General features: G+C 70.3%; 17 protein-coding genes and 3 pseudogenes. 9 read left to right on the top strand and 11 right to left on the bottom strand.

Going from position 1 to position 22352, the window contains the following annotated elements; all coding sequences use genetic code 11:
* Positions 1 to 193 (top strand): annotated as a pseudogene (locus A5704_RS26490) (N-acetyl-gamma-glutamyl-phosphate reductase); the annotation flags it as partial.
* Positions 190 to 609, top strand: a pseudogene (locus A5704_RS28065) (bifunctional ornithine acetyltransferase/N-acetylglutamate synthase); the annotation flags it as partial. The pseudogenes A5704_RS26490 and A5704_RS28065, both read left to right, overlap by 4 nt.
* Here the strand turns inward: A5704_RS28065 and argC are convergent.
* The 5 genes and pseudogenes from argC to A5704_RS26515 form a co-directional block, all read right to left on the bottom strand.
* Positions 606 to 1548 (bottom strand): annotated as a pseudogene (argC, locus tag A5704_RS26495) (N-acetyl-gamma-glutamyl-phosphate reductase); the annotation flags it as partial. The pseudogenes A5704_RS28065 and argC sit on opposite strands and share 4 nt — an antisense overlap.
* A 36-nt stretch (positions 1549 to 1584) precedes the next feature.
* Positions 1585 to 4071, bottom strand: coding sequence for a phenylalanine--tRNA ligase subunit beta (gene pheT / locus A5704_RS26500; RefSeq protein WP_067891855.1), 2487 nt, complete (start codon positions 4069 to 4071; stop codon positions 1585 to 1587).
* Complete coding sequence (gene pheS / locus A5704_RS26505; protein ID WP_067891857.1) at positions 4071 to 5114, bottom strand: phenylalanine--tRNA ligase subunit alpha; 1044 nt, start codon at positions 5112 to 5114, stop codon at positions 4071 to 4073. Before pheS ends, pheT begins: the two co-directional genes overlap by 1 nt.
* A gap of 121 nt (positions 5115 to 5235) precedes the next feature.
* Positions 5236 to 6042: a rhomboid-like protein gene (locus A5704_RS26510; protein WP_067891859.1), complete on the bottom strand. Its 807-nt coding sequence runs from the start codon at positions 6040 to 6042 to the stop codon at positions 5236 to 5238.
* A gap of 17 nt (positions 6043 to 6059) precedes the next feature.
* Positions 6060 to 6968, bottom strand: a complete 909-nt coding sequence (locus tag A5704_RS26515) for an adenylate/guanylate cyclase domain-containing protein (protein ID WP_067754863.1) — start codon at positions 6966 to 6968, stop codon at positions 6060 to 6062.
* A 191-nt stretch (positions 6969 to 7159) separates the two neighbouring features.
* On the opposite strand from A5704_RS26515, the gene A5704_RS26520 reads away from it, so the two are divergent.
* Complete coding sequence (locus A5704_RS26520; RefSeq protein ID WP_067754860.1) at positions 7160 to 8215, top strand: oxygenase MpaB family protein; 1056 nt, start codon at positions 7160 to 7162, stop codon at positions 8213 to 8215.
* Here the strand turns inward: A5704_RS26520 and A5704_RS26525 are convergent.
* The 4 genes from A5704_RS26525 to infC all read right to left on the bottom strand — a co-directional run bounded on the left by A5704_RS26525 (position 8202) and on the right by infC (position 10294).
* Complete coding sequence (locus tag A5704_RS26525) at positions 8202 to 8993, bottom strand: RNA methyltransferase (protein WP_067891862.1); 792 nt, start codon at positions 8991 to 8993, stop codon at positions 8202 to 8204. The genes A5704_RS26520 and A5704_RS26525 overlap by 14 nt on opposite strands.
* 3 nt (positions 8994 to 8996) lie before the next feature.
* Entirely contained in the window at positions 8997 to 9392 is a 396-nt protein-coding gene (rplT, locus tag A5704_RS26530) for a 50S ribosomal protein L20 (protein WP_067281580.1), read from the bottom strand.
* A 68-nt stretch (positions 9393 to 9460) separates the two neighbouring features.
* Positions 9461 to 9655: a 50S ribosomal protein L35 gene (gene rpmI, locus A5704_RS26535; protein WP_067754855.1), complete on the bottom strand. Its 195-nt coding sequence runs from the start codon at positions 9653 to 9655 to the stop codon at positions 9461 to 9463.
* 30 nt (positions 9656 to 9685) lie between these two features.
* Positions 9686 to 10294, bottom strand: a complete 609-nt coding sequence (gene infC / locus A5704_RS26540; RefSeq protein ID WP_082950068.1) for a translation initiation factor IF-3 — start codon at positions 10292 to 10294, stop codon at positions 9686 to 9688.
* 428 nt (positions 10295 to 10722) lie between these two features.
* On the opposite strand from infC, the gene lysX reads away from it, so the two are divergent.
* The 5 genes from lysX to A5704_RS26565 all read left to right on the top strand — a co-directional run bounded on the left by lysX (position 10723) and on the right by A5704_RS26565 (position 18085).
* The gene (lysX, locus tag A5704_RS26545; RefSeq protein ID WP_082950064.1) at positions 10723 to 14067 is read left to right on the top strand and encodes a bifunctional lysylphosphatidylglycerol synthetase/lysine--tRNA ligase LysX; all 3345 of its coding nucleotides are present in this window, start codon (positions 10723 to 10725) and stop codon (positions 14065 to 14067) included.
* A 76-nt stretch (positions 14068 to 14143) separates the two neighbouring features.
* Positions 14144 to 15631, top strand: coding sequence for an alpha/beta hydrolase family protein (locus A5704_RS26550; protein ID WP_197508545.1), 1488 nt, complete (start codon positions 14144 to 14146; stop codon positions 15629 to 15631).
* Between the two features lie 6 nt (positions 15632 to 15637).
* Positions 15638 to 16075: a DUF6653 family protein gene (locus tag A5704_RS26555; protein ID WP_231969395.1), complete on the top strand. Its 438-nt coding sequence runs from the start codon at positions 15638 to 15640 to the stop codon at positions 16073 to 16075.
* 10 nt (positions 16076 to 16085) lie between these two features.
* On the top strand, positions 16086 to 16319 hold the full coding sequence (locus tag A5704_RS26560) for a hypothetical protein (protein WP_067754846.1): 234 nt from the start codon (positions 16086 to 16088) through the stop codon (positions 16317 to 16319).
* A 29-nt stretch (positions 16320 to 16348) separates the two neighbouring features.
* The gene (locus tag A5704_RS26565) at positions 16349 to 18085 is read left to right on the top strand and encodes a serine/threonine-protein kinase PknH/PknJ (protein WP_067891865.1); all 1737 of its coding nucleotides are present in this window, start codon (positions 16349 to 16351) and stop codon (positions 18083 to 18085) included.
* A 6-nt stretch (positions 18086 to 18091) separates the two neighbouring features.
* On the opposite strand, the gene uvrA is transcribed toward A5704_RS26565, so the two are convergent.
* Positions 18092 to 20995 (bottom strand): excinuclease ABC subunit UvrA, encoded by a 2904-nt coding sequence (uvrA, locus tag A5704_RS26570; RefSeq protein WP_067781812.1) that lies wholly within the window; start codon positions 20993 to 20995, stop codon positions 18092 to 18094.
* A gap of 111 nt (positions 20996 to 21106) precedes the next feature.
* Here uvrA and A5704_RS26575 point away from each other — a divergent pair, with 111 nt between their 5' ends.
* Positions 21107 to 21784 (top strand): MBL fold metallo-hydrolase, encoded by a 678-nt coding sequence (locus A5704_RS26575; RefSeq protein ID WP_067891872.1) that lies wholly within the window; start codon positions 21107 to 21109, stop codon positions 21782 to 21784.
* Between the two features lie 12 nt (positions 21785 to 21796).
* Here the strand turns inward: A5704_RS26575 and A5704_RS26580 are convergent, their stop codons facing one another.
* Complete coding sequence (locus tag A5704_RS26580; RefSeq protein ID WP_067754834.1) at positions 21797 to 22240, bottom strand: universal stress protein; 444 nt, start codon at positions 22238 to 22240, stop codon at positions 21797 to 21799.
* Between the last annotated feature and the right edge of the window lie 112 nt (positions 22241 to 22352).

Raw genomic sequence — 22352 nt, forward strand, 5'->3', positions numbered from 1 at the left:
CACCGGCTCGGTGATCGGCAGCAACGCGGCGCACATCGCCGTCGCGGTGGACGAGGCCGCCGAGACGTTCGTGGCCATCGCCGCCATCGACAACCTGGTCAAGGGCACCGGCGGCGCGGCCGTGCAGGCGATGAACTTGGCGCTGGGTTGGCCGGAGGCGCAAGGCCTTTCGGTGGTCGGGGTCGCGCCGTGACCCACACAGCCGAGGCGCGCTTGGTGCGCGAACAGGGCGTCACCGCGCCGGCCGGGTTCCGGGCCGCGGGGATCGCCGCCGGCATCAAGGCGTCGGGCAACCGCGACCTGGCCCTGGTCTTCAACGAGGGACCCGACTACGCGGCCGCCGGCGTGTTCACCCGCAACAAGGTCAAGGCCGCGCCGGTGCTGTGGACCCAGCAGGCGCTGACCACCGGCGCCTTGCGCGCGGTGATCCTCAACTCCGGCGGCGCCAACGCCTGCACCGGCCCGGGCGGCTTCCAGGACACCCATGCCACCGCCGAGGCGGTCGCGGCCGCATTGTCGGACTGGGGAACCGAGACCGGGGCCATCGAGGTCGCGGTGTGCTCCACCGGGCTGATCGGTGACCGGTTGCCGATGGACAAGGTGCTGGCCACGAACGTCTCGGCGGCCTCGTCCACCGCGACGGCGATGTGCGCCGCGTTGCTGCCGATCACCGAGCCGGTGCGGGGCAGCTGGCCCTCGGGCAGCAGGTAGACGAAAGGCTCCGCGTCGTACGCCTTTTCGTAGGCGGCGCGCAGCTGCGACAGCGGCGCGCGGGTGCGCGCGGTGCAGGTGGCCAGGATGCCGCGCGACGTCGGGATCAGCACCGGGGTGAACGACACGGTGACGTCGCGGTCGCTGACCGCCCGCAGGCCCTGGGCGATCTCGGGGGTGTGCCTATGCGCCCCCGCGATGTTGTAGGCGCGGGCGGACCCGATGACCTCGGAGCCCAGCAGGTCGGTCTTGGCGGCCCGGCCCGCACCCGAGGTGCCGCTGACGGCGACGACGGTGACGGCGGGCTCGATCAGGTCCTCGGCGACCGCGGGGAGCAGCGCCAGCAGCGCCGCGGTCGGGTAGCAGCCCGGCACCGCGATGCGGCGGGCGCCGCGCAGGCGGTCCCGCGCGCCCGGCAGCTCCGGCAGCCCGTAGGGCCAGCTGCCGGCGTGCGGGGACCCATAGAACCGCTCCCAGGCGGCGGCGTCGGTGAGCCGGAAGTCGGCGCCGCAGTCGATGATCACGGTGTCGGGGCCGAGCTGTTCGGCCAGCGCGGCCGAGTGCCCGTGCGGCAGGGCCAGGAACACCACGTGGTGGCCGGCGAGCACCGCGGGTTCGGTGGGCTCGACCACCCGCTGCGCCAGCGGCGTGAGATGCGGGTGGTGCTCGCCCAGCGGGCTGCCCGCGCTGGTCGCGGCGGTCAGCGACCCGATGACGAGGCGTCCGTCGGCGTAGGCCGGATGCCCCAGCAGCAGCCGCAGGATCTCACCGCCCGCATAGCCGCTGGCCCCGGCAACCGCCACCCTCAATACGTCGGCCATTCCGCCGATTCTGCATGGTTATGCAATGCTTTGCAAATCCATTACCAGGGGGTCAGGCCCGCAACTCGGCGCCGACCGCCTCGGCGGCGCGGCGCACCGCGGCGTCGCGGGCCGCGCTGGCGTCGTCCTCGGTCAGGGTGCGGTCCGGCGCCCGGAACCGCAGCGCGAAGGTCAGCGATTTGCGGTCCTCCCCGACCTGCGGGCCGGTGAAGACGTCGAAGAGTTGCAGGTCTTCCAGCAGCTCGCCGGCGCCCTCCCGGACGGCGTCGGCCACCGCCTGAGCCGGCACGTGCGCGGGCACCACCAGGCTGACGTCCTGGAAGACGGCCGGGAAGGGCGACACCCTGGGTGCGGGCAGCGCCTCGACGATCGGGATCGCGTCGAGGTCGAGCTCGACAGCGCAGGCGCCTTTGGGCAGTCCGGAGCGCTCGATGACCGCCGGGTGTAGCTGGCCGGCGTGGCCGACGACCGTCTCCCCGACGAGCACCTCGGCGCAGCGGCCGGGGTGCCACGGCAGGTGCTGGGCCGCCCGCAGGCTCACCTCGACCCCGCTGGCGCGGGCGATGATGCGGGCCGCCTCGAACGCGTCGGCGGCTTCGACCCGGCGGCCGGGACCCCACGGGCCGCGCCGCTCCCGCAGTCCCGCCAGCACCACGGCCACATGCTGCGGTTGCCGGGGCAACGAGGCGTCCAGCATGGCGACCTCTTCGTCGGTGGGCCGCCGGTGCACGGGGATCGGCTGGACGCCGCGGGTCTGCTCGGTCGGTTGCACAACCTGCGCCAGCGCGTACAACGCGACGTCCACCAGACCGCGGGACACGTTGCGCACCAACGCTTCCAGCAGCGCGGGCAGCAGTGTGGTCGCGAGGTGCGGGCGGTCGGCCTCCAGCGGGTTGAGCACCCGGGTGGTCGAGCGCCGGGGATCGTCGGCCGGCAGGCCCCACAGGTCGAACACGCCGGCGGGCAGGAACGGCGTCGGCAGGATCTCGACGTAGCCGGACTGGGCGAGCGATCTGCCGATGGCGCGGCGACGCTTCTGCCTCGCGGTGAGGCCCCGGCCCGCCGGAGCGGCGGGCAGCACCGACGGGATGGCTTCCAGCCCCTCCAGGCGCAGCACCTCCTCGACGAGGTCGGCGGGCTGCACCAGGTCGGGCCGCCAGCTCGGCGGCGTCACGATCAGCGTTTCGCCGTCATCGCTCACCGAGGCCCCGATCTGCGCCAGCCGCCGCGCCGCGGTGCCCGGCGGGTAGGCGACCCCGGCGACGCGGTCGGGCAGGTCGGCGGGGATCCGGATCGGCGGGAGCGACCAGTCGTCGGTCGGCGGCTCGCCCCGCCAATCGGTCAACTCGTCCGACACCGCTCCCCCGGCGATGTCGACGAGCAGCGCGGCGCAGCGGTCCAGGGCGGCGACCGAGATCGCCGGGTCCACCCCGCGTTCGTAGCGCCGGGCCGCCTCGCTGGGCAGGTGCAGACGGCGCTGCGTGCGCGAGACGGCGGCCGGGTCCCACACGGCGGCCTCCAGTAGCACGTTCGTGGAATCGGCGCGGACCTCGGTGCTCGCCGCGCCCATCACGCCGCCGATCGCCGCGGTCGCCCGGTCGTCGACGATGAGGACGTCGGCCGGATCGAGCCGGCGCTCGACGTCGTCGAGGGTGACGACGGTCTCGCCGGGGCGGGCGAACCGCACGCCGAGGCCCCCGGAGATGCGGTCGCGGTCGTGCGCGTGCATCGGGTGGCCGAGCTCGAGCATCACGTAGTTGGTGACGTCCACCGCCGGGGAGGCCGCGCGGATGCCGGCCAGCAACAGCCGCCGCTGCAGCCACCAGGGCGACACGGCGGCGGGGTCGATGCCGGTCACCGGGCGCAGGGCGAACCGGCGGACACCGGTTTCGGGCTGCACGGTCAACGGCCAGGCCTCGCCGTTGGCGGGCAACTGCTTCACGTCTGCGGGATCGACGAAGTCGAGGCCGTAGGCGCAGGCGATCTCGCGGGCCAGCCCGCGCACCGACATGCAGTAGCCGCGGTCGGGGGTGATCGCCAGGTGGAAGACCACGTCGTCCAACCCCAGCACCGCGGCGCCGTCGGCGCCCGGGTCGGCGGTGCCCGGCGGCAACACCAGGATGCCGGAATGGTCGGCGCCCAAACCCAATTCGGCCGCCGAGCAGATCATGCCGTCGGACTCGCGGCCGTAGGTCTTGCGCGCCGTAATGGCGAACCCGCCGGGCAGCGTGGTGCCCGGCAGCGCCACGACCACCAGGTCGCCGACGACGAAATTCGTTGCACCGCAAACGATATCGCGTGGCTCGGACTCGCCGACGTCGACCCGGCAGGCGCGGATCGGCTTCTTGAACCCGGTCAGCTCCTCGATGCCGGCCACCCGTCCGACGGTCAGCGGCCCGTCGACGGGGCCGAGCGTGACGACCTCCTCGACCTCGTGGCCGATGCCCACCAGCGTCTGTTCGAGGTCGGCGGGGGCGGCGTCCCAGTCCGGGGCGCCGGCTGCCACGATCTCCCGCAACCAGCTGTAGGGGATGCGCATCAGGCACCCACCCCGAAGGGCAGGGAGAACCGGACGTCGCCCTCGACCATGTCGCGCATGTCGGGGATGCCGTTGCGGAACTGCAGGGTGCGTTCCAGGCCCATCCCGAACGCGAACCCGGAGTACACCTCGGGGTCGATCCCCGCGGCCCGCAACACGTTCGGGTGCACCATGCCGCAGCCGCCCCATTCGACCCAGCCCGCGCCGCCCTTCTTGCCGACGAACCAGACGTCGACCTCGGCGGAGGGTTCGGTGAACGGGAAGAAGTGCGGCCGGATCCGGGTGCGGGCCTCGGGGCCGAACTCCGCGCGGGCGAACGCGTCGAGGGTGCCCCGCAGGTGCGCCATCGATAGCCCGCGATCCACCGCCAGCCCCTCGACCTGATGGAAGACGGGCGTATGGGTGGCGTCGAGTTCGTCGGTGCGAAACGTGCGGCCGATGGAGATGATGTACACCGGCAGCTCGTGAGCCAGCAGGGTGCGCACCTGCACCGGCGACGTGTGGGTGCGCAGCAGCTGCCGGGAATCGTCCGGCGCGATGTAGAACGTGTCCTGCTCGCTGCGCGCCGGGTGGTCGGCCGGGAAGTTCAGGGCGTCGAAGTTGAATTGTTCCGTCTCGACTTCGGGACCCTCGGCCAATTCCCAGCCCATCGCGACGAAGGTATCGGCGATGTGCTCGGCCAGCTGGGTGATCGGGTGCCGGGCGCCGACCGGTTGCCGGGTCGACGGCAGCGTGACGTCGATGCCCTCGGCGGCCAGCACCGCCGCATCGCGCTCGGCGCGCAACACCGCCAGCCGTTCGTCGTAGCTGCGCTGGGCCTCGGTCCGCGCGGAGTTGACCCGCTTGCCGGCGTCGGCGCGCTCGTCCTTGGGGACGCCGCCGAGCGCCTGCCGGGCCAGCGCCAGCGGCGAGCGGTCGCCGAGGTGCTCGGTCTTGACGCGTGCCAGCGCCTCGAGGTCGCCGGCGCGCGCGATCGCCTCCCGGGCGGCTTCGACCGCCTTGGCCAAGGCGTCCGGTGACAGGTCGACGGGCTGAGCACCCACGCGGCGACACTCTCCTTGCTGATGAGGGGCTGGGAGAAAGTTGCCCAGCGGCAAGTGCCGATCATAAGTGATCTGAGCACGCCGCTTGGCGCGTGCTTTGCGGGGATGACCGGCGGGCCGCCTAGCCCGCGGTGACCGGCTGCGGGCTGCGCAGCGCCTCGTCGTCCAGGGCCCCGCCGCGCGCGGTGGCGAACTGCACGAGCTTGTGGGCCGCCAGGGCGCCCAGGAGGCCGAACGCGGGCGCTCCGGCCATGGTCCCCCAGTGGTGGGCCAGCAGCAGGAAGCCGAAGCCCGACGAGGCGGCCAGCATCAGCATGCGCACCGGCGTCCAATGGATGGGCTGGCGGAAGCGGGCGGACACCAGCACGCCCAGGACCACGGCGATGGTGTGACCGGCGTCGGTGAAATCGCCGCCGATGATCGCCGACGCGATGCCGGCCGACACCCACCAGCCGACCCAGGCGGGGCGCCAGCGCTGGGGGATCACCGCAGTCATCGCGCCGAGCACGGCCAAGGCGCCGTAGCTCATCCCGACATCGCTGGCCCGGGTGATCGAGACCGGCATCCACTCGAACTCGACCGCCGCCGCCAGGGCCGCGGCCACCAGCAGCGTCGCGCCGATGTGTCCGATCAGGAACGCGACCACCAGCCGGATGGTGCGCAGGTGCAGCTCGCCGAGCGCGAGCAGGCAGGTGAGGAAGGGCAGCCAGAAGTAGAGCGGACCGGCGTCGACCACCAGCGCGCTGCCCAGCAGCGTGCCCACGTGGCCGTGGGCCAGGTTGTGCAGGTTGGTGCTGGCCCGCTCGACCAGCACGTCGTGCGCGTGCGGGCCGAGCGCCACGATGGCGCCGCTGACGGCAAGCAGCGCCGCCACGTACCCCACCGTGAACTGGACCCGGGCGAGCCGGGCAAGGATGCCCCCAAACATTGCATCCAGTATGTCGGCTAATTTGTTTCTGAAGTGTGATCGGACGCTGTCAACTCCCTATGAGTCCGCAAGCGATATATCGATAAATCCGCCGGGACTCCGGTCGTCTTCGGGGCGAAAACCGGTTTACGTGCACGTTTGGCGACGACACCCATCGCGTCCAATTCGCTCTGGGCGATCAGGTCGAGTGTCGAACCTGACACCATCACCCCGCCCTTGGTGGCCCGTTCCATCACCCGCGCGGCGATGTTGACGTCGACCCCGAGCCAGTCCGCCGCCATCCGCTGGGGCCGGCCGGTGTGGATCCCGACCCGCATCCGCGGCGTGTAGCCGGCCACCTCGACGGACTTCAACGCCTCTTTGGCCGCCAGCACCGCCCGCACCGCGACCGTCGGATCGCCGAACACCGCCATCAGCCCGTCGCCCATCCGTTTGACGATGTGGCCACCGGCGTCCAGCAGCGGCGGCTCGACGGCCCGAGCCACCTGCCGCAGCAGGGTGAGCGCCGCGTCGTCACCCGCCTGCAACGACCAGGACGAGAAGCCGACCAGGTCGGTGAACACCAGGGTGACCTCCGGGTTGGCCGGCCGCCGGGACACCGACTCGGTCAGCGCCTGCCATACCTGCAGCAGCCCGAGGCCGACCTCGCGCGACACCGCGTCGCGATCCCCCAGCAACCGGTCGGCGGCGCGCGCCGCGGCGCGGGGCCCACCGTCGCCGGCCGTTGAGAGCGGGTCACCGAACTCGGGATCGCCGGGCAGCAGTCGTCGGGCCCGGCGGATGAAGGCGACCGCGCCGGGGCTGCGGTTGCGGTTGTGCAACCACTGCGTCGCGTTGTGCACCGGGACCGAAGAGCGCCGCGGCGGATCGGGCGCCGTCAATTCCTCGGGCCCGCCCGAATCCGAATCGCGACGCGCGAGTTCCACCTGGCCAGGTTATTTCCTCGCGCGGGAGGCGGGCAATGAAGGGTCGCGCGGGTGTGGCGCAGCTCGCAACGCAGCCGCTGGTCACGACGGCGGCACGCCGCTGTCGACGGTCGATAACACCCGCGGGCACGCGCGGCCGAAATCGTAGACAACGCACGTTGTCAAAGTTATCGTGAGCGCAGGAGGCCGAGATGACTGCCATTCCAACGACATCCGACGATCCGCTGGGACCGGATTCCCTCACCTGGAAGTACTTCGGCGATCTCCGCACGGGAATGATGGGCGTGTGGATCGGCGCCATCCAGAACATGTATCCCGAGCTGGGCGCGGGCGTCGAGCAGCATTCGATCCTGCTCCGCGAGCCCCTGCAGCGGGTGGCCCGCTCGGTGTACCCGATCATGGGCGTCGTCTACGACGGTGACCGCGCGGCGGCGACCGGGCGGCAGATCAAGAGCTACCACCACACCATCAAGGGCGTCGACGCCTCCGGCCGCCGGTATCACGCCCTGAACCCGGAAACGTTCTACTGGGCGCACGCGACCTTCTTCATGCTGGTGATCAAGGTGGCCGAATACTTCTGCGGCGGCCTTACGGAGGCCGAGAAAAGGCAGCTGTTCGACGAGCACGTGCGGTGGTACCGGATGTATGGGATGAGCATGCGCCCGGTGCCCGGCTCCTGGGAGGAATTCTGCGAGTACTGGGAACGGGTCTGCCGCGACGAACTCGAGATCAACCAGGCGACGCTGGACATCTTCCAAATCCGGATCCCCAAACCGAAATTCGTGCTGATGCCCACGCCGATCTGGGACCAGATGTTCAAGCCGCTGGTCGCCGGCCAGCGCTGGATCGCGGCGGGCCTGTTCGAGCCGGCGGTGCGCGAGAAGGCGGGGATGCGCTGGACACCGGGCGACGAGGTGCTGCTGCGCCTGTTCGGCAAGCTCGTCGAGCTGGCCTTCCTGGCGGTCCCCGACGAGATCCGGCTGCACCCGCGCGCGCTGGCCGCCTACCGCCGGGCCGAGGGCCGGCTGCCCACCGACGCGCCCTTGGTGGAGGCGCCGACGTTCATGGCGCCGCCCCGCGACCGTCGCGGGCTGCCGATGCACTACTTCCCTCCCCATTCCCGCCCGGCTCTTCGCTCGCCCCTCGACCCGGCCAAGGCGCTGATGGAACGCGCCGGTTCGCTGGTGCACGGGACGCTGTCGCTGGCGGGTCTGCGGCCCGCCCGGGGACGCGTCAGGGCCGCCTGAACACCCCCAGCGCCTGCGCGCTCTGGTAGAGGCAGATCGCCGCGGCAGAGGCCACGTTCAGGCTCTCGGCCCCGCCGGCCATCGGGATGCGCATGCGGTGGTCGGCCGCCGCCGCGATTTCGCTTGGCAGGCCGTGGGATTCGGGCCCGAGCAGCCACGCCGTCGGCCTGCCGAGCAGATCGGCCGCCTCGTCCAGCCGCGTCTCGCCGTCGACCGTGGTGGCCAGCACCTGCAACCCCGCCTCGCGCAGGGCGCCCAGCGCCGCGGGGGCGTCGGGCTCGGCGACGACCGGGATCGAGAAGATGCTGCCGGTCGAGGCGCGCAGGCACTTGCCGTTGTACGGGTCCACGCTGTGCCCGCCGAGGATCACGGCGTCGGCCCCCATGGCGTCGGCGATGCGGATGACCGTGCCGGCGTTGCCGGGCTCGCCGATCCCGACGGCGACCGCGACCAGCCGGGGCGGGCCGGCCAGCACGTCGGCCAGCCGGGTCGACGGCATCTCGCACACCGCCACCAGCCCGGTGGGGGTGACGGTGTCCGACAGCGCCTTTGCCGCCCGCTCGGTGACCAGCTGGACCGAATCACCTTGCGCCGCAAGTAAACCCGCATACCTTTGCGCGGCGGCTTCGGTGACGAAGACGTCGCGGACCAGGCCGCGGGCGGCCGCGGCCTGGACCAGGTTGGGGCCCTCGGCCAGGAATCGGCCCGCCCGCCGCCGGCCGACGTGCCGATGCAGTTTGACCGCCGCGGCGACGCGGGCCGAACGTTCGGTCAGCAGGGGCTAGGCGGCCTCTCCGGAATCCGACGGGGCGTTCACGTCCTCGGGCAGCGCGGCCCGGGCGACGTCGACCAGCGCGGTGAACGCCGCGGGGTCGGTGATCGCGATGTCGGCGAGGTTCTTGCGGTCCACCTCCACCCCGGCGGCCTTCAAACCCTGGATCAGCCGGTTGTAGGTGATGTCGTTGGCGCGCGCCGCCGCATTGATCCGCGAGATCCACAGTTTCCGGAACTCGCCCTTGCGCGCGCGGCGGTCGCGGTAGGCGTAGTTCAACGAATGCAGTTGCTGCTCTTTGGCTTTGCGGTAGAGCCGCGAGCGCTGGCCGCGATAGCCCTTCGAGGCCTTCAGAATGCTGCGCCTCTTCTTTTGGGCGTTGACCGCCCGCTTCACGCGTGCCATGGGTGTTCCTACTCTCTAAGTAAATGGTCGGGTGCCGGCAGCGGCGCCGGCGCTCGGCTTCTTGTCGGTCAGCCGTTCAGCAGCTTGTTGACCCGCTTGGTGTCGTTGGCCGACACGGCGGTGCGGCCTTCCAGGCGTCGCGTCCGGGTGGACGGCTTGTGCTCGAACAGGTGCCGACGATTGGCTTTCTCGCGCAGGATCTTGCCGGTTCCGGTGCGCCGGAACCGCTTCGAAGCCCCGCTGTGGGTCTTGGCCTTGGGCATGTTTCCTCTGATTCTTCGTTTCGTGCCGGGTCAGTTGGGTGAAGGGTTGGTGTCGGCGCCCGCATCGGCGTCCGATGCCGCGCCCTCCCCGGGTCCTTCGGGGTGCCGCGCCCTGGCGCGGGTTTTCGCGCCGCGGTGCGGGGCCAGCACCATCGTCATGTTGCGGCCGTCCTGCTTGGCGGACGTCTCGACGAAGCCGTATTCGGCGACGTCCGCGCCCAGCCGCTGCAGCAGGCGGTAGCCCAGTTCGGGCCGCGACTGCTCACGTCCGCGGAACATGATGGTGACCTTCACCTTCGAACCCGCCTCCAGAAAGCGGATCACGTGACCCTTTTTGGTCTCGTAATCGTGATCGTCGATCTTGGGTCGCAGCTTCTGCTCTTTGACGACGGTCTGCTGCTGGTTCCGGCGGGATTCGCGCGCCTTTTGCGCCGCCTCGTATTTGAACTTGCCGTAGTCCATGATCTTGCAGACCGGGGGTCTGGCATTGGGGGCGACTTCGACAAGGTCGAGATCGGCGTCCGCAGCGACGCGCAGTGCGTCTTCGATGCGCACTATGCCTACCTGCTCTCCCCCGGGGCCGATCAATCTGACTTCAGGTACGCGGATGCGCTCGTTGACGCGGGTCTCAGTGCTGATGGGGCCTCCCTTGTTGGGCTTGTAGATATGCTGCGATCCACGGCCGGGTCTGGGTCGGGAGCCAGCGGCGGAAACACCACACCACCAGCAGAAAAGCCCTGCAATAGCAGGGCCCAATGCCGACCGATCGAGGCTTGCCAATGATCAAGCCGCCCGCGTCGCTCGCGGAACAGACATGCGCGATGCCTGTGACCGGACCGCCAAGCCTTGAAGAAATCTCGTGGCTCGCGGTGGGAGTGGGACTCCACTTACTGTTTCCTGGCCTTCGCCGGGATGGTCGCGATCGCCAGTTTAGCAGCCACGGGGCGGCATTTTGCACTTCGCCCCCGGCCCCGTCCGGCGCCGCTGCGCAACCGGACGAACTATTGCTAGCCACTCTTAGCGCTTCGCCAAGCTTTTCACGGATTGAGGGCATATCCTCGCGGTCTGTGACACTCGCTTCATCTCGTTCGGGGCGCCGTTCGGGGGCCCGCGGCCGGTCGCATTCCCGGTATCGCTGGGTACCGGCGGCGGCCGGGTGGATCGTGGGCGTCATCGCCACCGTCTCGTTGCTGGCCAGCGTGTCGCCGGCGCTCCGCTGGCTGATCAAGGTCCCCCGCGAGTTCATCAACGACTACCTGTTCAACTTCCCCGACACCAGCATCGCGTGGTCGTTCGTGCTGGCGTTGCTGGCCGCGGCCCTGACCGCGCGGAAACGGATCGCCTGGCTGGTGTTGCTGGGCCAGATGATCCTTGCCGCCGCGCTGAACGCCGCCGACATCGCCGCGGGCGACAACACCGCCGCCGAGACCTTCGGGGAGAACCTCGGGTTCGCGGTGCACATCGTCGCGATCGTGCTGCTGGTGCTGGCCTACCGGGAATTCTGGGCCAAGGTCAGGAAGGGCGCGCTGGTCAAGGCCGCCGCCGTGCTCGTCGCCGGCGACGTGATCGGCATCCTGGTGTCCTGGGGTCTGGTCGAGTTGTGGCCGGGAACGCTGGCCCGCCAGGACCGCCTGGGCTACGTCGCCAACCGGGTGGTCGGCTTCGCCCTGGCCGATCCGGACCTGTTCACCGGCAAGCCGCACGTGTTCCTCAACGCCATCTTCGGTCTGTTCGGCGCGCTGGCGCTGATCATGGCGACCATCGTGCTGTTTCAGTCCCAGCGGGCCGAGAACGCGCTGACGGGCGAGGACGAGTCGGCCATCCGCGGGCTGCTCGAGCTGTACGGCAAGAACGACTCGCTGGGCTACTTCGCGACCCGCCGCGACAAGTCGGTGGTGTTCGCGCCCAGCGGCCGCGCCGCGATCACCTACCGCGTCGAGGTCGGCGTGTGCCTGGCCAGCGGCGACCCGATCGGCGAGCCCCGGGCCTGGCCGCAGGCCATCGACGCCTGGCTGGGGCTGTGCCAGACCTACGGCTGGGCGCCGGGCGTGATGGGCGCCAGCACGCAGGGGGCGCGGGTGTACCGGGAAGCCGGGCTGAACGCGCTCGAGTTGGGCGACGAGGCGATCCTGCGGACCGCCGACTTCCGGCTGTCGGGTCCCGACATGCGCGGGGTGCGCCAAGCCGTGACCCGGGCCCGCCGGGCCGGGCTGACCGTGCGCATCCGGCGGCACCGGGACATCGCGGCCGAGGAGATGTCCGAGACCATCACCCGCGCCGACGCCTGGCGTGACACCCAGACCGAGCGCGGCTTTTCCATGGCGCTGGGCCGGCTCGGCGATCCCGCGGACGGGGATTGCCTGCTGGTCGAGGCGCTGGACCGGGACGGCGCCGTCGTGGCGATGCTGTCGCTGGTCCCGTGGGGGACCACGGGCGTCTCCCTGGACCTGATGCGGCGTTCCCCGCAATCGCCCAACGGCACCATCGAGCTCATGGTCAGCGAGCTCGCCTTGACCGCCGAAACCCTTGGCATCAGCCGGATTTCGCTGAACTTCGCGATGTTCCGCTCGGCGTTCGAGCAGGGCGCCCAGCTCGGCGCGGGCCCGGTCGCGCGATTGTGGCGGGGGCTGCTGCTGTTCTTCTCGCGGTGGTGGCAGCTGGAGACGCTGTACCGCTCGAACATGAAGTACCAACCCGAATGGGTGCCGCGCTACGCCTGCTACGAGGACGCGCGCCTGATCCCCCGGGTGGGCGTCGCCTCGGTGATCGCGGAGGGCTTCCTCGTGCTGCCCTTCACCCGACGCGACAGGGTGCACACCGGCCATCACCCCGCGGTGCCCGCCCGGCTGGCGGAATCGGGCCTGTTGCATCACGACGGATCGGCGCCCGACGTGAGCGAGCTGCAGCAGCGACGCGACGCCGTGGAACTGGAAGAGTCGAGGGCCCGCCTGCCCGAGCAGGTCCGGGTCCGGCTGGCCAAGCTGAAGATCCTGCGGCGCAAGGGCATTGACGCCTACCCGGTCGGCTCCCCGCCCAGCCACACGGTCTCGCGGGCGCTGGACGCGGACGACCAGGAGACCGTCTCGGTGTCGGGCCGGATCTTGCGGATTCGCGACTACGGCGGCGTGCTGTTCGCCCAGCTGCGGGACTGGTCGGGCGAATTGCAAATGCTGCTGGACAATTCGCGCCTGGAGCGGGGCCGCACCGCGGATTTCACCGCGGCGATCGATCTCGGCGACCTGGTCGAGATGACCGGGCACATGGGCTTCTCCAAGAACGGCACCCGTTCCCTGATCGTGCGCGACTGGCGGATGATCGGGAAGTGCCTGCGGCCGCTGCCGAACAAGTGGAACGGGCTGACCGACCCGGAGGCGCGGGTGCGGACGCGCTACGTGGACCTGGCGGTCAATCCCGAATCCCGCGAGCTGATCACGGCCCGCAGCAGCGTGCTGCGCTCCGTCCGGGAGACGTTGTTCGCCAAGGGTTTCATCGAGGTCGAGACGCCGATCCTGCAGCAGATCCACGGCGGGGCCACCGCCCGGCCGTTCGTCACCCACATCAACACCTACGACATGGACCTGTTCCTGCGCATCGCGCCGGAGCTCTACCTCAAGCGGCTGTGCGTCGGCGGCGTGGAGCGGGTTTTCGAGCTGGGCCGGGCCTTCCGCAACGAGGGCGTCGATTTCAGCCACAACCCGGAGTTCACGCTGCTGGAGGCGTACCAGGCGCACGCCGACTACACCGTCTGGATCGACGGCTGCCGCGAGCTCATCCAGAACGCCGCGCAGGCAGCCCACGGTGAGCAGACCGTTCTGCGGCCCCGGGGTGACGGCGCCGACGGCGGGCTGCATCCCGTCGACATCTCCGGGGACTGGCCGGTCAAGACGGTGCACGATGCGGTGTCCGAGGCGCTCGGGGAGCACATCGATCCCGACACGCCCCTGCCCGTGCTGCGCAAGCTTTCCGACGCCGCCCGGATCCCGTACCGCGCGCAGTGGGACGCCGGCGCCGTGGTGCTGGAGCTCTACGAGCATCTGGTGGAGGACCGCACCGAGGGACCGACCTTCTACATCGACTTCCCGACGTCCGTGTCGCCGCTGACCCGGCCGCACCGCAGCCGGCGCGGCGTCGCCGAGCGGTGGGACCTGGTGGCGTGGGGGGTCGAGCTGGGGACCGCCTACAGCGAGCTCACCGATCCGGTCGAGCAGCGCCGCCGCCTGCAGGAACAGTCGCTGCTGGCCGCCGGCGGCGACCCCGAGGCGATGGAGCTCGACGAGGACTTCCTGCAGGCCATGGAGTACGCGATGCCGCCCACCGGCGGGCTCGGCATGGGCATCGATCGGCTCGTCATGCTCATAACCGGCCGCAGCATCCGCGAGACGCTGCCATTCCCGCTGGCCAAGCCGCACTGACCCGGCCCACGACACGTGGGTGGCCGACGGCGAACATTCGGTGAATATGTTCCAGGCCGGTTAACAATCGATCACAATGAATGCCGTGACAGCGTCGACGACCAACGCCACGACGCAGTTGCTGGCAAGTAGTCACACGTCCCTGATGCACGGCTGGGTGCCCATCACCACCCAGGCGGTGGCCGCCGTGGTGCTGGCGCTGGCCGTCGGCTGGCGATCGCGCCGTTGGCGGACGGTGTGGCTGCCGGCGGCCGCATCGGCCGGCGCTGCCGTCGCCTACCTGACGCACTGGTACGTCGTCGACCGCGGCCTGTCCGACGAGCCCGCGCCGGCCGCGCTGTGGCTCTGGATCACGCTGACCGGCACGGCGGTCGCCGTGCTGATCCTCGGATGGCGCAGCGCCCGCGGCTGGCGGCGCGGCGCCGGGCTGCTGGCCATACCCCTGTGCGCGCTGTGCGCCGCCCTGGTGCTCAACCTCTGGGTCGGCTACTTCCCCACCGTGCAGGCGGCGTGGAACCAGCTCACCTCCGGCCCGCTGCCCGACCAGACCGACCCGGCCACCGTCACCGCGATGGTGGCCAAGCGGGCGCGGCCGCCGCACGGCAGCGTGGTTCCGGTGGTGATCCCCTCCGACGGTTCGCATTTCAAGCACCGGGGTGAGTTGGTTTACCTGCCGCCCGAATGGTTCACCAGCAGCCCGCCGCCGGCGCTGCCGACGGTCATGATGATCGGGGGCCAGTTCAACACCCCGGCGGACTGGACCCGGGCGGGCAACGCGGTCAAGACGATCGACGACTTCGCGGCCGCGCACAACGGCAAGGCCCCGGTGTTGGTGTTCGTCGACTCCGGCGGGGCCTTCAACAACGACACCGAGTGCGTCAACGGCGTCCGCGGCAACGCGGCCGACCACCTGACCAAAGACGTTGTGCCGTACCTGGTTTCCAAATTCGGCGTCAGTCGGGACCGGTCGAACTGGGGCGTCGCCGGCTGGTCGATGGGCGGGACCTGCGCCGTGGACCTGACCGTGATGCACCCCGACATGTTCAGTGCGTTCCTCGACGTCGCCGGCGACTTCTTCCCGAACGCCGGAAACAAGGCCCAGACCATCGCGCGGCTCTTCGGCGGAAACGCCGACGCCTGGGCCGCGTTCGACCCGACGACGGTGATCGGCCGGCACGGGCCGTACCGGGACGTGGCCGGCTGGTTCGCGATCTCCTCCGACGGGCCGCCCGCCGGGCGCCATGACCCGCTGATGACCGACAGCGGCGCGATTCGGCTCGCCGGCCGGGAGGCCGCCGCCGACCCCGGCAACCAGACGGCGGCCGCCTATTCGCTGTGCGCGCTCGGCCGTGCCAACGGCATCGACTGCGCGGTGCTGGCGCAGCCCGGCAAGCACGACTGGCCGTTCGCCGACCGGGCCTTCGCCGCCGCGCTGCCGTGGCTGGCCGGCCGGCTGGGCACGCCTGGGATTCCGCGGACCCCGTTGCCCGGCGCCGCCGCCCCGCCCGCGGCCGCCGCCCCGGTCGTTGTTCCGGCCGACCACTCCAGTCCCGCCCGGCGGTAGCCGCGGGTGCCTTCCATTGCCCGGGTTCGGCGCGCGATCTTTGCGCGGCACTGCAATCCGTGGAGCGCCTGGACCCGCTGGGCGAGCACCCCGCTGATCCTGGTGCCGCCGTGGACGCGGCGCTGGAGCCACGCGGCGTGGATCGCGCTGTGGCTGGCCGTGAACCCGTTCGTGTTCGGCGCGCCGGGTCACCAGCGGGCGTGGTCGACGCGGGCCATGCTGGGCGAGGAGCTGTGGATCGGCCGCCGCCCGCGCGATGGCGCGATGGCGGTCAGCGCGCTGACGTCGGTGGCCGCGGTCGTTGCCGTCGTGGCCGCCTGGCGCCGCCGGGCGCGGCCGGCGGCGATCGCCGCTGGGGTGCAGATGTCGTTGACGCTGGTGTACTGGCAGCAAATGGTGCGCTATTGGGAGCGGGAGCGGCGGGACCGGCCGGGGCTTCAGTAGCGTAACGACCATGCCCGACGAACCAACCCCACCCGACCCCGGATACGACAGCGCGGGTGTGCCCACGTTCGAGTCGGTGCGCGAGAAGATCGAGAATCGCTACGCGACGTCCTTGGGCGACGCGGAATTGGACGCCGACTCCCCCGAGGGCCGTTCCGTCGCCGAGCAATACGACGAGCGCGAGCGCGCCGCCGCCGAGCGGTTGGCCCAGATCCGCGAGTCGATGCGCGCGGACGAGGGCTAGGGAAGCGGCTTGGCGTCGGGGGGACGTCGATGAGTGAAACGCAGCCCGGTCCGCGGATCGGGAGCCGGTTCGGGCCATACCAGTTACGGCGACTGCTGGGTCGCGGCGGGATGGGCGAGGTCTACGAGGCATACGACACCGTCAAGGACCGCGTGGTGGCGCTGAAGCTGATGTCCGAGCAGGTGAGCTCCGATGACTCCTTTCGGCGGCGCATGCAACGCGAGGCCCGGACCGCGGGCCGGCTTCAGGAACCGCACATCGTGCCGATACACGATTTCGGCGAAATCGACGGTCAGGTGTTCATCGACATGCGCCTCATCGAGGGGCGTGACGTGGGGACGGTGCTCAGCCGCACCGGGCCGCTACCGCCCCCGCGCGCGGTCGCGATCGTCGAACAGGTCGCCGCCGCCCTCGATGCCGCGCACCGCGCCGGGGTCATCCATCGCGACATCAAGCCCGAGAACATCCTGCTCGGCGAGGGCGACTTCGCCTACCTGGTCGACTTCGGCATCGCCGCCGCGGCCACCGACGAGCGCGTGACCAAGACCGGCGCCGCGATCGGCAGCTGGAACTACATGGCACCCGAGCGATTCGGCAACGACGACCCCACCTACCGCGTCGACATCTACGCCCTCGCGTGCCTCCTTTTCGAATGCCTCACGGGCACAAGGCCTTTCCAGACCACCAGCCTCAGCAGCCTGATGGCCGCCCACCTGGTGGAGCCGGTGCCGCGCCCGAGCCTGCGCAATCCCGCCGTCCCGGCGGCGTTCGACGAGGTCGTCGCCCGCGGGATGGCCAAGGACCCGAACGACCGCTACCTGACCGCGGGCGATCTGGCGAAGGCGGCCCTGCACGCGCTGAGCACGCCGGACCAACGCGAGGCGACCGAGCTGATCCAGCACAGCCAACATTTCGCGCCGCCGCCGCGCGTGGAACCCTTTGCCGCCCAGCCCGCGCCGCAGCACCCGGCGTGGTTCGCGCCTCCGCCCGCCCCGCCGTGGGCACCGCCCGCGCCGCCGCGGCGCAGGCTGGGGCTCGTCATCGGCGCTCTCGCGCTCGTCGTCGCCGTCATCGCGGGCACCGGGGTGTGGTTGGCGGTCGACAAGTCCGGGGCGACGCAGCCCGACACCACGACCACCAGCGCCGCCGCCCCCCCGACGACGAGCGCGGTCACGACCAGCGCCACCCCCACAGTGGCTCCCGCGCAACTGGAATCGCTGCTGCTTCCGGTCGACCAGATCAACACCCTCGTCGGCACCACCGGCATCATCGTCGACCACAACGTGACGGAGATGACGGACCCGGGTCCCGGCAATACGCTGTCGGACGACAAGTGCCTCGGGGCGCTGATCGGTTTCCAGACCCGGACGTACAAGAGCAGCGGCTACACCGCGATGCTGGCCCAGCTGATGAAGAAGCCGCTGAGCAACCCGGCCTACGTCGTGGTCCAGGGCGCGGTGATCTTCGCGTCCGCCGACCAGGCCCGGGGATTCGTGAACGACCAGTGGAACCAATGGCGGGACTGCGGGGGGAAGACCGTGACCCAGCCCAGCGACAAAGCCCCATTCGAATGGACCTTCGGGCAGATCAGCGGCAATCCGCCCAACATCGCGCTGCAGCACACGTTGGCCAACAGCCCGGTGGTGTGCCAGCACGTCCTGGAGGCGGTGTCGAACGTGGTGCTCGACGTCAACGTCTGCGCACCGGGAACCATCAATCAGGCCAGGCAGATCGCCAACCAGATGGCGACCAAGATCCCCGGTTGACGGCGGTCAGGCGGTGACTTTGCGTCGCCGCTTCGGCCGCTGCGGCGGGGCGGCGCGGCCGATCACCTCGGCGAGGAATTTCCCGGTGTAGCTTTCCGGCACGGCGGCGATGTCCTCCGGGGTGCCCTCGGCGACAACGGTTCCGCCCTCGGCGCCGCCCTCGGGACCCATGTCGACGATCCAGTCGGACGTCTTGATGACGTCCAGGTTGTGCTCGATGACGATGACCGTGTTGCCCTTGTCCACCAGCCCGTTGATGACGGTGAGCAGCTTGCGGATGTCGTCGAAATGCAGCCCGGTGGTGGGCTCGTCGAGGATGTAGATGGTCCGCCCCGTCGAACGCTTCTGCAGCTCGGCGGCCAGCTTGACGCGCTGCGCCTCACCACCGGACAGCGTGGGGGCGGGCTGGCCCAGCCGGACGTAGCCCAGGCCGACGTCGACCAGCGTGCGCAGGTAACGGTGGATGCCGGTGATCGGCTCGAAAAACTCCGCCGCCTCCTCGATCGACATGTCCAGCACTTCGGAGATGGTTTTGCCCTTGTAGTGCACTTCCAGGGTTTCCCGGTTGTACCGTGCGCCGTGGCAGACCTCGCACGGGACGTACACGTCCGGCAGGAAGTTCATCTCGATCTTGATCGTGCCGTCACCCGTGCACGCCTCGCAGCGGCCGCCCTTGACGTTGAACGAGAACCGGCCCGGTTGGTAGCCACGGACTTTGGCCTCCGTGGTGGCCGCGAAGAGCGTGCGGATCTTGTCGAACACGCCGGTGTAGGTGGCCGGGTTGGACCGCGGCGTGCGACCGATCGGCGACTGGTCGACGCGGACCAGCTTGTCGAGGTGGTCCAGGCCCGTCACCCTGGTGTGCCGGCCCGGGACCAGCCGGGCGCCGTTGAGCCGGTTGGCCAGCACCGTGGCCAGGATGTCGTTGACCAGCGTCGACTTGCCCGATCCGGACACGCCGGTCACCGAGGTGAGCACCCCGAGCGGGAACGAGACGTCGATGCCGCGCAGGTTGTGCTCGCGCGCGCCCACCACGGTGAGCTGACGCTTGCGGTCTATCGGACGCCGGATCGCCGGCATCTCGATGGCCTCCTTGCCCGACAGGAAGGCCCCGGTGATCGACTCCGTGTTGGCCAGCAGCTCGGCGTAGGTGCCGCTGTGCACGATCTGGCCGCCGTGCTCACCGGCCCGCGGGCCGATGTCGACGATCCAGTCGGCGTGGGCGATGGTGTCCTCGTCGTGCTCGACGACGATCAGCGTGTTGCCCAAATCCCTTAGCCGCGTGAGTGTTTCGATGAGCCGACGGTTGTCGCGCTGGTGCAGCCCGATGGACGGCTCGTCGAGCACGTACAGGACACCCACCAGTCCGGACCCGATCTGGGTGGCCAGCCGGATGCGTTGGGCCTCACCGCCGGACAGCGTGGCCGCGGCGCGGGACAGCGACAGATAGTCCAGCCCCACGTCGAGCAGAAAGCCCAGCCGCGACTGGATCTCCTTGAGCACCTGCCCGGCGATCGCCTGCTCGCGGGGGCCCAGAGTCAGGGCGTTCAGGAAGTCCGAGCAGTCCGAGATCGACAGCTCGGACACCTCGGCGATGGACTTCTTGCCGTGCCGCCCCGCGGCCAGCGTCACCGCCAGGATCTCGGGCTTGAGCCGGGTGCCCTCGCACTCCGGGCAGGGCACGTCGCGCATGAAGCCCTCGTAGCGCTCCTTCATCTGCTCGGACTCGGTCTGCGCCATCTTGCGCTGCAGGAACGCCAGCACGCCCTCGAAATCGGCGTAGTAGGAACGGGTTCGGCCGTACCGGTTGCGGTAGCGCACGTGCACCTGGTGGTCGGAGCCCTCGAGAATCGCCTTGCGCGCCTTGGCCGGCAGCTTGCGCCAGGGCGTGTCGACGTCGAAGCCCAGCTCGTCGCCGAGGCCGGCCATCATCCGGGTGAAGTACTCCGCGGTGTGGCCCGTCGACCACGGCGCCACCGCGCCCTCGGCGAGCGTGCGCTCCGGATCGGGCACCACCAGGTCGGGGTCGACCTCCTTGCGGATGCCCAGGCCGGTGCACTCGGGGCAGGCGCCATAGGGCGAGTTGAACGAGAACGACCGCGGCTCGAGGTCGTCGACCGCCAGCGAGTGCCCGTTGGGGCAAGCCAGCTTCTCGGAGAACCGCTGCTCGCGGTTGTGCGCGTCGTGCTCGTGGTCGACGAACTCCAGCACCACGATGCCGTCGGCCAGGTTCAGTGCGGTCTCCACCGAGTCGGTGAGCCGCTGCTTGGCGCTGGCTTTGACGGTGAGGCGGTCGACCACCACCTCGATGTCGTGCTTCTCCTGCTTCTTCAGCTTGGGCGGGTCGGTCAGCGGGTGCACCACGCCGTCGACCCGGACCCGGCTGTAGCCCTGCGCGTTCAGCTTCTCGAACAGGTCGGCGAACTCGCCCTTGCGGGTGCGCACCACCGGGGCGAGCACCAGGAACCGGGTGCCCTCGGGCATCGCCAGCACCTGGTCGACGATTTGCTGGGGCGTCTGCCGGGCGATCCGCTCGCCGCAGACCGGGCAGTGCGGCGTGCCGGCGCGCGCGTAGAGCAGCCGGAGGTAGTCGTAGACCTCGGTGATCGTCCCGACCGTCGACCGCGGGTTGCGGTTGGTCGATTTCTGGTCGATCGACACCGCCGGGGAGAGGCCCTCGATGAAGTCGACGTCGGGCTTGTCCATCTGCCCCAGGAACTGGCGGGCGTAGGCCGAGAGCGACTCCACGTACCGGCGCTGACCCTCGGCGAAAATGGTGTCGAAAGCCAGCGACGATTTGCCCGATCCCGACAGCCCGGTGAAGACGATCAGCGCGTCGCGCGGCAGGTCGAGGTCGACGCCGCGCAGGTTGTGTTCGCGGGCGCCCTTGACGATCAGGCGGTCAGCCACGCTGCCTTCTTTCAGTGAATCTTTGACGTGCTGTAGCCGTAGATGCGCACGGCGCATTCCATGCTATGTGCCCATACCGACAAGCAACGTTTGACCAGTAACGTGGCCGCTATGACTGCCCTGGACGACAACTACACCGGACACGTCGACCCTGGTACCGCGGCCCGCCGGACCCTACCCGGCGCCACGATCCTAAAGGCGTCGGTGGGCCCCATGGACAACAATGCGTATTTGGTGACTTGTTCCGCCACGGGCGAAACGTTGTTGATCGACGCCGCCAACGACGCCGACGTCCTGATCGACCTGATCCGGCAGAACGCGCCCAAGGTGGCGCTGATCGTGACCAGCCATCAGCATTTCGACCACTGGCAGGCGCTTCAGGCCGTGGCCGAGGCCACCGGCGCACCGACCGCAGCCCACGAGATCGACGCCGAGCCGTTGCCGGTCAAACCGGATCGTTTGCTGGCCGACGGCGACACCGTCGAGATCGGCGAGCTGCAGTTCAAGGTCATCCACCTGCGCGGCCACACGCCCGGCTCCGTCGCGCTCGCCCTCGACGGGCCCGCGACGGGCGGGGTCACGCAGCTGTTCACCGGCGACTGCCTGTTCCCGGGCGGCGTCGGCAAGACGTGGCAGCCCGGCGATTTCACCCAGCTGCTCGACGACGTCACCACGCGGGTGTTCGACGTGTACGACGATTCAACCGTCATCTACCCCGGTCACGGTGACGACACGGTGCTGGGCGCCGAGCGTCCCCACCTGGCGGAATGGCGCGAGCGGGGCTGGTAGGGCGGCCCTGCGTTAGGACGTGGTGTGCACGATCAGCACGTCGACCTTGGCGCGACGTGAGACGTTGGCCGGCACCGATCCCAGCAACCGGCCGGCGATCGTGCTCAGGCCGACGTTTCCGACCACCAGCAGGTCGGCCTTCTCGTCCTCGGCGAGCTTGACCAGCGCGTCGACCGGCGCGCCCTCGATCGGGCGCTCCTCAACGTTCTTGGCCCCGGCCTTGTGCGCCCGCTCCTTGGCATCCTGCAGGATCGCGTAGATGGGCGCGGTGCCGGACACCTTGTAGCTCTCGTTGCGCAGGGCGTCCGCCGCCCGGGCGTCCTCATGCTGGGGCAGGTATGCCGACGCGACGAGCAGCTTGGCGTCCGGCCCCGCGATCTGCGCCGCCTTGTCTACCGCGCGCATTGACGAGTCCGAGCCGTCGGTTCCCACCACCACAGTCCGATAGGCGCCCATTTACCCTCCCTGATTCGGTTGGTCAGCCAACCCAAGAACACTATCGCGTTTGCCCGTTGCACAGGGAAGAGATTAGCGACACCACATGGCCGGGCGTGTCGACAATTTGCGG

This window comes from Mycobacterium sp. E735, assembly GCF_001666955.1.
GTDB lineage: Bacteria > Actinomycetota > Actinomycetes > Mycobacteriales > Mycobacteriaceae > Mycobacterium.

Bases quoted from the DNA above. Each gene is read 5' to 3' on its own strand.
- pheT (WP_067891855.1), bottom strand. From the start codon at position 4,071: ATGCGCATCCCCTACAGCTGGTTGCGGGAGATCGTGGCAGCCGGCGCC.
- A5704_RS26510 (WP_067891859.1), bottom strand. From the start codon at position 6,042: ATGTTTGGGGGCATCCTTGCCCGGCTCGCCCGGGTCCAGTTCACGGTG.
- A5704_RS26520 (WP_067754860.1), top strand. From the start codon at position 7,160: ATGACTGCCATTCCAACGACATCCGACGATCCGCTGGGACCGGATTCC.
- rplT (WP_067281580.1), bottom strand. From the start codon at position 9,392: ATGGCACGCGTGAAGCGGGCGGTCAACGCCCAAAAGAAGAGGCGCAGC.
- rpmI (WP_067754855.1), bottom strand. From the start codon at position 9,655: ATGCCCAAGGCCAAGACCCACAGCGGGGCTTCGAAGCGGTTCCGGCGC.
- A5704_RS26550 (WP_197508545.1), top strand. From the start codon at position 14,144: ATGAATGCCGTGACAGCGTCGACGACCAACGCCACGACGCAGTTGCTG.
- A5704_RS26560 (WP_067754846.1), top strand. From the start codon at position 16,086: ATGCCCGACGAACCAACCCCACCCGACCCCGGATACGACAGCGCGGGT.
- A5704_RS26565 (WP_067891865.1), top strand. From the start codon at position 16,349: ATGAGTGAAACGCAGCCCGGTCCGCGGATCGGGAGCCGGTTCGGGCCA.
- A5704_RS26575 (WP_067891872.1), top strand. From the start codon at position 21,107: ATGACTGCCCTGGACGACAACTACACCGGACACGTCGACCCTGGTACC.
- A5704_RS26580 (WP_067754834.1), bottom strand. From the start codon at position 22,240: ATGGGCGCCTATCGGACTGTGGTGGTGGGAACCGACGGCTCGGACTCG.